This is a genomic window from Desulfosediminicola sp., from assembly GCF_048381775.1.
GTDB lineage: Bacteria > Desulfobacterota > Desulfobulbia > Desulfobulbales > Desulfocapsaceae > Desulfopila > Desulfopila ganghwensis.
On record NZ_JBLXGE010000013.1, the window covers coordinates 153,245 to 167,074 of the forward strand.

Consider the following 13,830-nt stretch of genomic DNA (forward strand, 5'->3'; position numbering starts at 1 on the left):
CAGCTTATTAGTAAAGCCTGAGTCATCCGCAGAATCTCTTAATCCTGTGTTGATCCGGATGAGGCAAGGGCTTTCTGAACTGCTTTGCCAATATCAGCCAGGGAATATGGCTTTTTAATATAAAGTGCAGCACCGAGTTTTTCTGCCTCTTTTACACGCTCCGTTTCCGAGTAACCGCTGGCGATGATCGCCGTCTGGTCAGGCTTGATTTTGAGAATTTTTGTATATGTTTCGAGTCCGTCCATGCCAGGCGGCATCAGCATGTCGAGGAGTATCAGTTCGATCGTATTGTGTTTGATAAATTCGATAGCCTCTTCTCCACTTGGCACCGAAGTAGTCTGGTAGCCAAGTTTTTTCAGCATGGAGGTGGCGATGGTTCGTTGAGTCTCAATGTCGTCTACAATAAGAATACGCTCTCCTTTGCCCATGAGTGTCTTGATTGAAGGGGTGATTTCCTCTTCTGCAATTTCTTCGCGGGACACAGGGAAATAGAGCGAAAATGTCGTTCCCTTGCCGGGTTCTGACTCAACATCAATATAGCCATTGTGATCCTTGACGGTTCCCCAAACCACAGCCAGCCCAAGGCCGGTGCCGCTTATGCCCATAACTTTTTTGGTGAAAAACGGCTCGAAAATACGTTCCAGGTCTTTGGGGGCTATACCGCTACCGCTGTCACTTACAGAAAGAACGACATAATCACCCTGTTTTACATTATCGTAGCCAACAATGGGGGTGGAAATATATCTATTTTCAGTATGAATGGATATCCTTCCCATGCCACTGATAGCCTCGGCACCGTTTGAGATCAGGTTCATAACTGTTTTAGAAAGGTGTATGGGGGAACCTGTAATGTTAAAGAGGTCGGGGGCCAGATCAGTTTCGAAAACTATTTCATTGTACTGCATGACAAGTTTATGATGGTGAGGGCTTCTGAGATATTCTTCTATAATCTCATTGAGATTGACGACCTTTGTTACAGCAACTCCACGCCGTGCCAGGGTAAGCAGATCCTGAACTATCGCGGCTGCCTTTTGGCCTGAGTCGTGGATTATCTCAATAGAGTCACGATATGGGCTGTCCTTGGGCATATCAAGTAGAAGTAATTCAGGATAACTGACTACTCCGCTTAAGATGTTGTTCAAATCGTGCGCTACTCCCCCAGCCAGGGTTCCTATCGCTTCCATTTTTTCAGCGCGTTGGAGTTGTCTGGTAAGGCGCTGCTGCTCTTTTTCGCGGGCGGAGAGCTCCTGAATTTTGTTTTCGAGCTCCCTCTGATAACCTATGAGGCGGCGATTGTTATTTTCCAGAGTATCGAGCATCTCATTAAAAGAATAACCAAAGCGATTAAGCTCATCCTTTCTATTGCCTCCGCCTGTAAATCTTTCACTGATTTTTCCACGTTTCACATTATGCATGACAGTTGCAATGGAACGTATGGGGATGATGATATTTCTGAATATTATGAGCAGGGTAAATATCACCAGGAAAGTACCAAGTATTGAAGATATAACGAAAAATCTTTGAAATTCCTGGCGGAGAGTGTCAGATTTCTCGAGACTTTCCTGCAGCAGGTTGTTCGATATCTCCGATATTTCAAGAAAGTGGTCCTGCAGGTAACGATTGTTTTCTTCCAGTAAAGAGTTGATGGCCTTAATTTCCAACTCCATTGCATAGCTTTCATTGAGTAATTGCTCAAACGTCTGTAGATAGTCCTCCATGCGAATGTCTGACGGGCCATTTGTGCGAACTTTCTTTTCGAGCGATTTTGCGACTAGTATCAGGGCTTGATAAGTTTGCAGGTCCCTGGTTGCCCTGTAGGTTATGAAAAAATGGGTGAGGTTAAATAATGGCTTCAAAAAATCTGTTCTGCTGCTGTTGAGGATGATGGAGGCCAACGATCTGTAATTGGATTCCATGCGTGTTTCATGGAGGCTCTTGTTCGTGCTGAGTTGCATGAGCTTACTGATATCCGATTTGTAGGTGTCAATGTTCAGGATGATCTGCCTGATGGTAATTTGAGTTGATTCGGGGAGTTCCTTTTTGCCAAGCCGGTCGAGCAGTTCCCTGATCTCCTCGATATGTGATCCAAAATTGGCATGTGCCTGATGCCCCTGTTGTCTGAATATGTTTTTTTCCCAGAGCCGGGCTTCAAGAAAAAGTGTGTTCAGCTCGGTCATATCGTGCTCGAGCAGAATGGCCTCCCGAATAATTTCAGCACTTTTCAACTGCTGATGCCGTGAATATGCGAGGATCATATAGCCGAGGCTAAAAGATAGTATCAGCAGTACGACCACCGCATAAAATTTACTGTTTATAGAACGAAACACTGTGATTCCTTATCAGTTCGTTATCCAACCGCATATTAAATCTTGCAGTAACATTATGAAACATACATACAATGCCTGAACCTGTTATGGTGTCGTTGCTGACTGTTGAGTGAAGAGGTTGAGTTCTATAGAGATTGTGTTGGGTATTGGCTGCTGGCGAAAAAATCCAGCAGCGGTCTGCAGGGCAAGTCTGCCCATTTTACCGGGCTGCTGTATTATGGTGGCGCTCAAACGTTTGGTGAGTACTTTAGCTTTTGCTTCGGGAATGCCATCAAAGCCAATAAGAACCGCAGGTGGCACAATGCCCTTTTCGTCGTATGCATCGAGTACTCCCAGTATCATGTCGTCATTATGAGCAAAGATCCCGTCGATTGTAGTCTTGCTGTCAATCAGGCGCAGAGTAATATCTTTTGCCTTTTCACGATCGAAATCAGCAACTTCTCTGGTCTGCACAGTGAGGTTAGGATGTTTGGCAAGTTCTTCATTAAACCCGGTGCCACGCTCCAATGCTGCAGAGGTACCTGGTATTCCTTCGACTTCAGCAATGTAACCCGGGCCTTCCAGGTGGTTGGCAAGATAGCTGGCAGCCAATCTCCCGCCGGCGGTATTATCCGATTCGATGTGACAAAGCACATTCGCTTCGGTAACTTTTCTATCAACAGTAATAATTGGGATATTTTTGTTTTCTGCTGTTTCAAGGCCCGAGCGAATATATTCGCTGTTGGTGGGATTGAGGATAAGAAGATCTATCTGCTGGAGCAGGGCGGTGTTGATATCGACTAATTGCTGGGCGTCCAGGTTATGAGCATCAAGAATTGTAAGGTGTATACCGTGGAGGGTTGCTGCATTTTTGGCTGAGGCTACAAGGGATTCAAAAAATGCATTTTCAGTCGTTGAAACACTGAAGGCAATTTTTTTGCCAAAAGATTCGTGAGATACCAGCTCAACAGTGATCTCGGTGGTGGGGGGAGACTGTTTATTCTGCAGGATACTGACCGCCTTCTCCACACCGCATGCGCCCATCAGGTCCGGGCGATGATCAATGGTTGCGTGTATCCGGCCATTTCGAAGTTCTGTTCTGACAATTTCGGTATTATCATAGCCGGTGATAAGTGTTTCGGGCGGAAGACCAAGCAAATCTACAGCCTGCATGGCACCAATCGCCATGGCGTCGTTCAGGCAGATAATGGCGTCGATATTCTGGTGTACTACAAGCAACTCGGTGATTTTAGACAGTGCTACATCGGTGTGCCAGTTGCCGTGGGCCGCTGCCGCTATCTCTATAGAGCTGTTATCGGTCAGGGCTTGAACAATACCGGCTTTCCGTTTTTCAGAATTTTCAACACCGAAAATGCCTTCCAGGATAATAACCCTGCCTGTACTATTGAGTTTATCTTTGACATAGTTGCCAATGAGTAGTCCTCCCCTGTAGTTATCGGGGCCGATAAACGGAAGTTCCACTCCATGATCTTTCATAGTCGGCGCATGGAGTGGATTATCAATTATGATTACCGGAATATTTCTGCTGGCTGCTTTTTTGCAAACAGGTATCAACCGCTTGGAATCAGCAGGAGCGAGCAGGATGGCACCGTAATTAAGAGCGATAAGGTGCTCCATGATGCTGATCTGCTGTTCAACATCGGTTTCTCGTTCAAGGCCGAATGTATCTAACTTTACGCCGAGCTCATTGGCTTTGCTGCCAGCTCCTTCAGCCATCTGTGAAAAAAAAGGATTGGCTAGAGATTTCATTACCAAGGCCACAGTGCCTCTTTTGCTGCCGTTTGCATAGCCGCAGAGCATTAGGCTGAAAATACAGATGAGAACTGAGTGTACAATTATTTTTGGCGCAGGAAAGCCGGTCATAATTATCCCTTCAACAGAATAAAGGTTCAGGTACCAGGCTCTGAGTGGTTGTTGTGTCCTGGCTATGTGGGGACCCTGAACTGTAGCATATCCTCGAAGTCTCATTCCAGATTAGCGGTTTCGTCAGAAGAAATCTATATGTTTCGATAAGGTATCGACTATTTGAAATATTTGCTCATGCTAGGCAATAAAACGCTGGTCTGCTTTTGAAGTGGTTGAAATGACGGGTTACACTCTTGTCAGGAGCGAAGAAGGATATAACAAAAGATCTAGTCTGTTTTTCTAATGTTGGCGCCGTCACCAATTCAGCAGCTTCATGGGGGTGTTATGAGCATCGGAGCAAAACATTCAAAGACGATTTTTCAATTAGTGGGCGGTGTTGAGGGAGTGAGAGTTCTATGTAACCGCTTCTATGATATCATGGAGAAGGCGCCGGAGGCTCAGCTCATTCGGGATATGCATCCAGCAGACCTGAGTGAAACAAGGGAAAACCTGACTCTTTTTCTTTGCGGGTGGTTTGGAGGGCCGTCTTTGTATGCAGAAAAATTCGGTAGAGCCAATCTAGCAGAAATTCATCTCTTTTTTGATATTGGTTACAGAGAACGAGATTTGTGGCTGGCTTGTATGCAGAAAGCACTTCAGCAACATCCAATTGAAAATAATTTGAAAAAAAAATTACTGGAAAGATTCGGGACACCTGCTGAAAAAATTCGAATTACCTGTCAGCAGCAGGTTAAGGGGTTGCCTGTATTGGTGACAAGTACGTTCAAGTAAAAAATAGAGGGCCTGTGTTGTGCTCTTTCCTGCCGTTTAATCTGCCACAAACAGTCCTGCATGGAGATGGAATAATTATTTTCCGTCTTGCATCTCTTTCTAAATACAATTGTAAAAATTCAATTAGTAATAATTATTAACAGTAAGAAGGTGATGTTCTACCAGGCAGTGAATTGAAAAATGGAGGAAACGTGTTGAAAGGATCGATCTATTCCCTCATGGTACTGGTTGTTGCAGTAATAGCAGTGATTGTATTAACCGGGCTGGGACAGGGTGAAAAGGCATCTGACAAAATAGTACCAACCGGCAGTGCTAAGGCGATGTTTGCCGGTGGTTGTTTCTGGTGTATGGAAAAACCTTTTGAAGAGCTGGACGGAGTGCATTCTGTAGTATCTGGCTATGCAGGTGGTTCGACACCTAATCCGACATATAAGAATTATGGGGCTGGAGGGCATATCGAAGTTGTTCAGGTACGATATGATCCGGCAAAAGTTGATTATGCCACTTTGATTGATGTTTTCTGGAGACAGATCGACCCCACGGATGCCGGTGGGCAATTTGTTGACCGGGGCAGGGAATATACAACCGGCATTTTTTATTACGATGAGACGCAAAGAAGGCTGGCGGTACGTTCAAAAGAAGAATTGGACGCAGCTGGTCGGTTTGATAAGCCGATTGTCACGCCAATTTTGCCTGCCGCTGAATTCTGGCCAGCTGAAGAGTATCATCAGGACTACTATAAAAATAATCCGATTCGCTACAAGTTTTACAGATCCCGGTCAGGGCGGGATGAGTTTCTCAATAATCACTGGAAGGATGATGACATGACGAGCGCGACTCGACCCAGTAAGGAAGTATTGAAAGAACGCCTGACTCCGATGCAGTACAAGGTCACCCAGGAAGACGGTACGGAACCCGCATTTAAAAACGAGTATTGGGATAACAAAAAACCTGGTATTTATGTGGATGTAGTATCCGGAGAGCCTCTTTTCAGTTCTTTGGACAAGTACGACTCCAAGACTGGTTGGCCCAGTTTTACCCGTCCCCTGGTGCCAGGTAATGTGGTGGAACACGAGGACAGGTCCTTTTTCATGACTCGCATTGAAGTGCGCAGTAAAAAAGCGGATTCGCATTTGGGCCATGTATTTGATGATGGTCCGCCGCCAACGGGTTTGCGCTATTGCATAAATTCGGCGTCACTGCGTTTCGTGCCAGCAGAATCCCTGGTGAGTGAAGGATACCCAGAGTTCGCCGAGCTGTTCAGGTAAACATTGTGAATAAAGGGCAATGGAAAAGTTGGTTAATTGGCCTCCTGTCACAAAGGGAAGGAGGCCAATTAAGTTGAGTAAGAAAATATTTTATATTGCCAAAATCCTAACACATAAGTAGATTCAATGTTGTCGATAATCTATCGACGAATTCTCATCTGCAATTTTTACTGTAAAGCTATCCCAGTTATCTGAAATTCTTGTGTAATTCCGAAGTTTTGAAAGGAATATGCCGCAGCAGGGCTTTGTTGAAGTGGTGTATTGACGGCTTCTGAGTTGAACCGCAATATTGAACTTCAACACCTGCTTTTATCGGCAACAATTCATTGAAAAAAGGGGGAGTCGTGTTGAAAAAAACACTGATTGTAGCAGTGGTTGGGGGGGCGTTGATCGGCACGGATGTTTATGCCGATTTACTCATTGCTGATATTGATACCACGGATTTGACTATGTACTCATCCTGTTCACCTATCGGTTGGGATGGGAATGATATCAATCCAATGGATCTCAATAACAACAGCTTAGCGGCAGAGGAGAACTGGGTAGAGGCACTTCTCGGGTTGGAGTACGATGATCCAGATTTAGACTTTGTTGCTAAAATCGCAAATATATATCCTGAGACGAATGTTCTCACGGGTTATGATCCAGGGTTGACTGACAATTGGGATTATTACATCGTTAAGACAGGTAAAATAAGCTATGCGATGCAGGATGATGGTGACGGCCTGGTGACTTGGAATGGAGCGGACTTTGATATGCAAAATGCGGTAAGTCACCTGAGCTTTTTAAGCCTGGAAAAAACAGAACCAATACCTGAGCCCGCAACGATACTCCTCATGGGTGCCGGTATGGCCGCTCTGGTTACGAGACGCAGGAAAAAGCGATAAAAACAAGATTAATAATTGAATATTAGCGTGACATTGCAGAGGCGAGGATATTCGATCATATCTTCGCCTCATTGTTTTATGAAGAGTGTCAAAACTGCATCCGAAAAAGTGGAGTGAGAGATATGGTTACCGCAATAATCCTCATAAAGGCCAAAAGAACAAGCATATCTGATGTTGCACAAAAGATGGTCAATATCAGTGGAGTGTCAGAAGTTTATTCTGTAAGTGGGAGTTATGATCTTGTTGCAATTATCAGGGTAAAGACAAACGATGATCTAGCAGTACTTGTCACTGATCAGATGCGGTCTATTGAAGGCATAGAAAATACCGAAACTATGCTGGCATTCAAAGCGTTTTCGCAACATGACCTTGATGCGATGTTTTCAGTAGGCATGTAACGCGCCATCTTTTTTCTTCACCAACAGGAATCATCCGCGAATACATACAATTCTTTTGCTTGCCTGTCCTTATGAAACTTCCTCTGTGTTGTCTCGCGATTGGTTTGTACACTTCCTGAGTGAACAAAACGTGTGTTCTTTGGTGCGTCGTTTTTTCCTTAAAGTAACGTTTGTTCGGCTAAGGTGTTGGAAAGGCAGGAAAGAAGACACAGAGATTAGAGCCTAACTATTTAAAGCATCAATATTGTACTTAAAGGTTTCACCGAGTTCGATATAATAGTGGCACTGATCTTTTTTATTACAGCCGATAATCGACCGGAGAAGGCATGAAAGAAGCGACAATAGAGTTCTTGAGTCCTGGCGGTTCAGAACTGATATTGAAACTGACTGGAAACTGGCACATGGTAGATAAAACGCCAGCTGTTGCTGACGTTGTCGGCGAGATGCGTCAAGGTTCCATAGTTAAGGTCTCTTTTGATTCTGCCGAACTCTTGAGCTGGGATACCTGCTTACTGACCTTTATCATAGATCTGGAAGAACAACTGCATGCAGTGGGTGTAGAATTGAATCTCAGCGGATTGCCGGAAGGGGTTCAACAACTGTACACGCTCTCGAAGGAAGTACCAAAAAAGGAGGGGGCAGAGCGAGGGCAGACCACCCGGTCATTTTTCGAAAGAATTGGCGAAGACGCCATTCATTTCCTCAAATCTATACAAAAGATACTCTCGTTTATTGGTGAGGTCACGTTTCCGGTTTGGCGATTTTTCAGTGGGCGGATTCAGTTTCGTTGGAGTGATTTTGGCATATTCTTGCAGGAAACGGGTGTATATGCAGTCCCGATAGTGTCTTTGATAAGTTTCCTTTTTGGAGTCATCCTGGCTTTTGTAGGCGTTATGCAGCTCAAACTTTTCGGAGCGCAGGTATATGTCGCTGATTTGGTCGGCATAGCAACAGTGAGAATCATGGGTGCGGTCATGACGGGTATTATCATGGCCGGCAGGACCGGAGCTGCTTTTGCCGCCCAGCTGGGGACCATGGTGGTGAACGAGGAGATTGACGCCTTGAAAACACTTGGTATTTCTCCCGTTGAATTTTTGGTGCTACCAAGGATGATTGCATTGACGCTGATGATGCCGTTGCTGACTCTCTTTGCAAATCTGATGGGTATCATCGGTGGCGGAGCAGTTGCTGTTGGAGTGTATGATATCAACTCAGTGGTCTATTTCAGCCGGGTAAGTGAAGCAGTGACGTTAAACGACCTCTTCATTGGGTTATTTTCAGGTACAACTTTCGGGGTGCTGATATCTTTGGCTGGATGTTTGCGTGGCCTTGAATGCGGTAGTGATGCATCCGCGGTGGGCGATGCAACCACATCGGCGGTGGTTACTTCAATAGTCGCGATAATCGTTGACACGGCGATCATCATTATAGCCTGCTCGATATTGGGCATCTGACAGGCGGGGAGTAGAAAACAGTTGGTATGACAGAGAGCAAGTCTGAAATAATCGTCTCAAATCTCACCATGGCCTATGGGGACTTCGTGGTTATGCGTGATTTGAATTTCACTATCAGGCAGGGCGATATTTTCATCATTATGGGAGGATCTGGCTGTGGCAAGAGCACTCTCCTTAAGCATATGATAGGGCTCAAAAGGCCGGCTAAGGGCGATATATACTATGGGGATAAGAGCCTGTGGCAGAGTGATGAGTCTGAGATGAGTGAGATGATGAGAAGGTTCGGTATACTCTACCAGAGTGGCGCACTCTGGAGTTCAATGACGCTGGAGGAAAATGTCGCTTTGCCGCTGCAACAGTATACGCCTCTTTCACCAGGGGATATTCGCAGGCAGGCATCGTTAAAACTCGCCCTGGTGGGGTTGGCCGGGTTTGAAGACTTCTATCCGGCCGAGATCAGTGGTGGAATGAGAAAAAGGGCCGGCCTAGCCAGAGCACTGGCGCTGGATCCCCAACTGCTCTTTTTTGATGAACCTTCAGCAGGTCTTGATCCGGAAAGTGCCAGAAGGCTCGACGACCTGATTTTGCAACTCCGCGACAGCCTGAATACCACAGTGGTGGTCGTGACCCACGAGCTTGCTTCAATATTCGCGATTGGCAGTAACAGTGTTTTCCTGGATGCGGAAAGCCGTACAATGATTGCGACTGGTGATCCTCGTAAACTGCTTGAAGAAAGTGAAGATATCAGAGTGCAGAGATTTCTCAGGCGAGGGGAAGTTAATGAGTCTGATTATCCTGCGGGTGATGAAAAACAGTTGTGATAATAGATTGCAGCATATGGAGTGAATAGCTGATGGCTAAGCGTGTAAACAGTGCGGTAATAGGTGGTTTTGTTGTTGCGGCGATCGCATTGCTGCTCAGTTCTATTCTGATATTCAGTAGCGGCAATTTCTTTAAGAAAAGATATCAGTTTATTATGTTTTTTGATGATAATGTCGCAGGATTGAATGTGGGAGCACCAGTAAAATTTCGCGGCGTTGAAATCGGCTCGGTGAAATCTATTACCCTGCAGGCCTCAACTGAGACGCTTCAGGTGGATATTCCGATAATAGTAGAAGTTGATCCGCAAAAGTTCCATACCCAGGGAGGACGAAGGGCAGAGCTGCATGGCAATATCAAGAGATTGATCGAAAAAGGTTTGAGAGCCAGACTTGATATTCAATCATTTGTGACCGGTCAATATTATATCCAAATTGATTTTCTGCCGGATACTGAAGTTCGATTACGTGGGATTGACTCGGAATATACAGAGATTCCGACTGTCAAATCGTCGTTAACCAAATTGAGCGAGACCTTCAGAGATTTACCCATCAAAGATATTGTTGAAAATGTTGAAGAAATTACCAGAATGTTACGAACGGTGATGGAAAAAGAGAATTTTGAGCAACTGGTAAATGGCTTGAGTGAACTACTTGAAAATGTCAACTCTTTGGTAACAGATACAAATCAGTTCGTTGGTGATCTCCAGAAACAGACCGGTACTGTTGGTGGTAAATTGACTGAGGTGCTGAACGCAGTTGCAAAGGACATAAATAGTATAACAGCAAGCACAAACATGTTGCTTGATAGTCTCAATAGTGAGGTCGGCCCTGTAACAAGCGAGATTCATGCAGCCTTATCTTCAGCCCAGCAGGCTTTCGATGATGCAAGTACAACCTTTGCTACAGCAGAGAAACTGCTTGGAGACTCGGAGGTTCGTTTCAAGCTTGGCAGAGTACTTGACGAAATGGCAGCCGGGGCGAAGTCCATACGCGAACTTGGTGAATATCTGGAAAGACATCCCGAGTCCCTCTTGCAGGGGAAACAAAAATCACGGCGAGGTGGATCATGATGTACTGGCCCAAAAACATCAGTCTGGCCTGCATTCTATCTGTGACGATGCTAACTGGCTGTACCGGTAAAAGTGAACCAACATCCTTTTTTATGCTTAGGTCGATAGATGAAATATCAGATACGATAGCGGGTGAAGTTATAGTTGGCAGCGATATCTCCGTCATGGTGGGCCCGGTAACCATTTCCAACTACCTGGACCGCAGCCAGATAATCGGCAGGCAGGAGGGAGTGGAGGTGCTTGTTCACGATTTTGACCATTGGGCGGAACCGTTGGATAAAAATGTAGCACGTGTGCTCATGGCAAACCTGTCAACACTATTGGGTACAGCGAAGGTGTATGATTTTGAGAATTCAATCTCAGCTCATCCGAAGTTTCAGGTGCAGGTGGAGATAGGCAGGTTCGACTTTTCCGAAAATGGAACAGCAGTGTTTGTGGCATATTGGACAATCTATGATGCTAACGGCACACCATTAAGTCGCAATAAAACGGTTATGACAGAAGATGTAACAGGCAGGGGAATGGCAAGCAGGGTGGCTGCGCAAAACAGAGTGGTAACTGACTTCAGCAGGGTAGTTGCCAGGAAATTGGCTGAGTTGAATATTGTTACACCGGCGCAGATTCTGGGCTAAAAGCCTGTTTGCTAATTGTAGACTCCGCAAGCCATTATGGTTCATTCGCAAAAACTACAAAACCTGTGCTGCCTGAAGGGATGAGAAATGCGGGTAAAAACGTTTTTACGGTTTTGAAGGTGACAATTATGACTTGAATTCATCGATAACATGTCTGTACCATTCGGAATGGCATCGAAAAATGTAGTAGCCAATTCTATATAGTAACAATTCTTGCCGGGATGTCCCTGGCGGCATTTTGAGGGTAAACAGGCCTTGGAGCAATAGGCGTCGACCGGGGAATTCATTGTACGGTTTCATACGCAACGAATGTGCCAGAGAGGTTCATGGGGCGTCTTGTCCTCGTCGAAGAACATTTCATGGTTTTAATTAATCGACATAAAGTGGAAAGCGTAAACAGGTAGCTGGCAAGCAGTTGTCCTGAAGGGAATATCCAAACACCAAGGGGAGAGGGCTGTGGAGAGGTCTTCAGCGTTTGGATTGAAATCACTGGGAGAGGTGCTTTTATTTGTTGGAATTGCATGTGTTTTTTTTCTGATTCCGGCGAATAGATCATGGGGCATTAATGTGGCAGACTTCTTGGAAGTGGCACATCCGGTTACCGAAAAGCAATGTGATTTCTGCCATATTGACCCGGACAATGGGGACTTTGATTTCTATCATGAGAGGATCAGTCGAAAAAATTGCTCCGAATGTCACAATGGGGAAATTGCGGAAGCAAAACACGAACACCATATTCAGTCCATACCCGACTGTTATCTCTGCCATACGTTTACAGACTGGCACCCGATAAAAGTCGACCACACTGCGATACTTGGTGAATGCTACAGTTGCCATGATGGGGAGATCGCATTCGGGAAAGCTGAGAACCACATACGTACTTCAGATGATTGTGATGCTTGTCATGCGATCAATGACTGGCACCCGATAAAGGTCGACCACAATGGATTGGTGGGCGCATGTAGCAGTTGTCACGATAGGAAGATAGCGATCGGCAAGGGGAAAAACCATATTCCTGCTTCTGATCGGTGTGAAGGTTGTCATGCAGTCAATGACTGGCACCCGATTAAGGTTGACCACTCTTCGGTACGAGGTGCATGCGACGATTGTCATAACGGCAAGACAGCACCCGGAAAGACTGAGAATCATATACGTGTTTCAGGACAGTGCGATGATTGTCATTGGTTCAGAAACTGGAGGTGGACCAAGGTTGACCACTCGTTGGTGGAAGGTGCATGCGGGGATTGCCATAACGGCAAGATAGCGCCTGGAAAGAACTTGAACCATATGATCGCTTCAGAACAGTGCGGGGATTGTCATACTACCGCCAGGTGGAGTATGACGGCAGTAGATCATAATGCTGTTTCAGGTCCATGTGTTGATTGTCATCTTGAAAGGGTCGCCCAACGAAATTCAGTAGTACACCTTCTCGTTTCGAGCCGCTGTGAAAGTTGCCACAACACAATCTCCTGGGATCTGTTTAAAATGGATCATTGGGAGGTGCGCGGGCCGTGCCGTGAGTGTCATGATGATCGTTTAGCTAAAGGAAAACCGGTCAGACATCTCGTCACCGCGGTATCGTGCGACGATTGTCACACAACCAAACGGTGGACTGATATACGAGTAAATCATGCTGCTTTAACTGGTGCATGCATACGTTGCCATGATGGTTACCTGGCAACGGGCAAGCCCGTGACGCACTCCAACGACATGAATAATTGTGGCGACTGCCACTTGACGAGTCCTTGGCGGCGGGTTCGTATGGATCACTCAAGGGTGTCCGGCAATTGTGAGAGTTGTCACAATGGCAGACTGGTTCAAGGGCTACCTGTTTCACATATCACGACAAATAATAATTGTGATGACTGTCATGGTACAAAACGATGGACGCCAGCCAATGTTGATCATTCTGCAGTAACAGGTAGCTGTGGAGGTTGCCATAACGGTAGTAGTGCTCCAGGCAAACCCCTGACACATACAAAGATCAGTAACGATTGTGAAGGTTGCCACAATACAAACCGCTGGTCACCAGCGCATATGGATCACTCTGCTGTAAAGGGAAGTTGTGCAGGATGTCATAATGGTAGCCAGGCCCCAGGCAAACCCCCTTCGCACCCCCCGAGCAGCAATAACTGCGGTGCCTGTCACAGCACCAGCCGCTGGGTTCCAGCCAATGTTGATCATTCGGCCGTAACGGGTGGTTGCGCCGGTTGCCATAACGGTAGCCAGGCCCCGGGCAAACCAGCTTCGCATATCCCAAGCAGCAATAACTGCGGTGCCTGTCACAGCACCAGCCGCTGGGTTCCAGCCAATGTTGATCATTCGGCCGTAACGGG

11 protein-coding genes are annotated in these 13,830 nt (G+C 46.0%); 8 read left to right on the forward strand and 3 right to left on the reverse strand.

The annotated features are described in order from the left end of the window. Window positions 1-38: 38 nt before the first annotated feature. Both ACN5NT_RS19495 and ACN5NT_RS19500 read right to left on the reverse strand, forming a co-directional pair. Window positions 39-2,327, reverse strand: a complete 2,289-nt coding sequence (locus tag ACN5NT_RS19495; RefSeq protein ID WP_419176565.1) for an ATP-binding protein — start codon at window positions 2,325-2,327, stop codon at window positions 39-41. Window positions 2,328-2,411: 84 nt separating this feature from the next. Further along, the gene (locus tag ACN5NT_RS19500) at window positions 2,412-4,295 is read right to left on the reverse strand and encodes a substrate-binding domain-containing protein (protein ID WP_419176566.1); all 1,884 of its coding nucleotides are present in this window, start codon (window positions 4,293-4,295) and stop codon (window positions 2,412-2,414) included. A gap of 222 nt (window positions 4,296-4,517) precedes the next feature. On the opposite strand from ACN5NT_RS19500, the gene ACN5NT_RS19505 reads away from it, so the two are divergent. The 8 genes from ACN5NT_RS19505 (at window position 4,518) to ACN5NT_RS19540 (ending at window position 11,494) form a co-directional block, all read left to right on the forward strand. Further along, the gene (locus ACN5NT_RS19505; RefSeq protein WP_419176567.1) at window positions 4,518-4,964 is read left to right on the forward strand and encodes a group II truncated hemoglobin; all 447 of its coding nucleotides are present in this window, start codon (window positions 4,518-4,520) and stop codon (window positions 4,962-4,964) included. A gap of 218 nt (window positions 4,965-5,182) precedes the next feature. Further along, the gene (gene msrB, locus ACN5NT_RS19510; protein ID WP_419176576.1) at window positions 5,183-6,232 is read left to right on the forward strand and encodes a peptide-methionine (R)-S-oxide reductase MsrB; all 1,050 of its coding nucleotides are present in this window, start codon (window positions 5,183-5,185) and stop codon (window positions 6,230-6,232) included. A gap of 347 nt (window positions 6,233-6,579) precedes the next feature. Further along, a complete protein-coding gene (locus ACN5NT_RS19515; RefSeq protein ID WP_419176568.1) occupies window positions 6,580-7,119 on the forward strand; it encodes a PEP-CTERM sorting domain-containing protein in 540 nt (179 codons plus the stop codon). A 122-nt stretch (window positions 7,120-7,241) separates the two neighbouring features. Then, a complete protein-coding gene (locus tag ACN5NT_RS19520; RefSeq protein ID WP_419176569.1) occupies window positions 7,242-7,517 on the forward strand; it encodes an Lrp/AsnC family transcriptional regulator in 276 nt (91 codons plus the stop codon). Between the two features lie 326 nt (window positions 7,518-7,843). Continuing rightward, window positions 7,844-8,971: an MlaE family ABC transporter permease gene (locus ACN5NT_RS19525; protein WP_419176570.1), complete on the forward strand. Its 1,128-nt coding sequence runs from the start codon at window positions 7,844-7,846 to the stop codon at window positions 8,969-8,971. A 26-nt stretch (window positions 8,972-8,997) separates the two neighbouring features. Continuing rightward, window positions 8,998-9,792, forward strand: a complete 795-nt coding sequence (locus ACN5NT_RS19530; protein WP_136797809.1) for an ABC transporter ATP-binding protein — start codon at window positions 8,998-9,000, stop codon at window positions 9,790-9,792. A gap of 32 nt (window positions 9,793-9,824) precedes the next feature. Further along, window positions 9,825-10,862: an MlaD family protein gene (locus ACN5NT_RS19535; RefSeq protein WP_419176571.1), complete on the forward strand. Its 1,038-nt coding sequence runs from the start codon at window positions 9,825-9,827 to the stop codon at window positions 10,860-10,862. Then, window positions 10,859-11,494, forward strand: coding sequence for a PqiC family protein (locus tag ACN5NT_RS19540; RefSeq protein ID WP_419176572.1), 636 nt, complete (start codon window positions 10,859-10,861; stop codon window positions 11,492-11,494). Before ACN5NT_RS19535 ends, ACN5NT_RS19540 begins: the two co-directional genes overlap by 4 nt. Window positions 11,495-13,519: 2,025 nt before the next feature. Here ACN5NT_RS19540 and ACN5NT_RS19545 read toward each other — a convergent pair. Next, window positions 13,520-13,830 (reverse strand): hypothetical protein (locus ACN5NT_RS19545; RefSeq protein WP_419176573.1); only part of this gene is annotated, 311 nt, incomplete at its 5' end.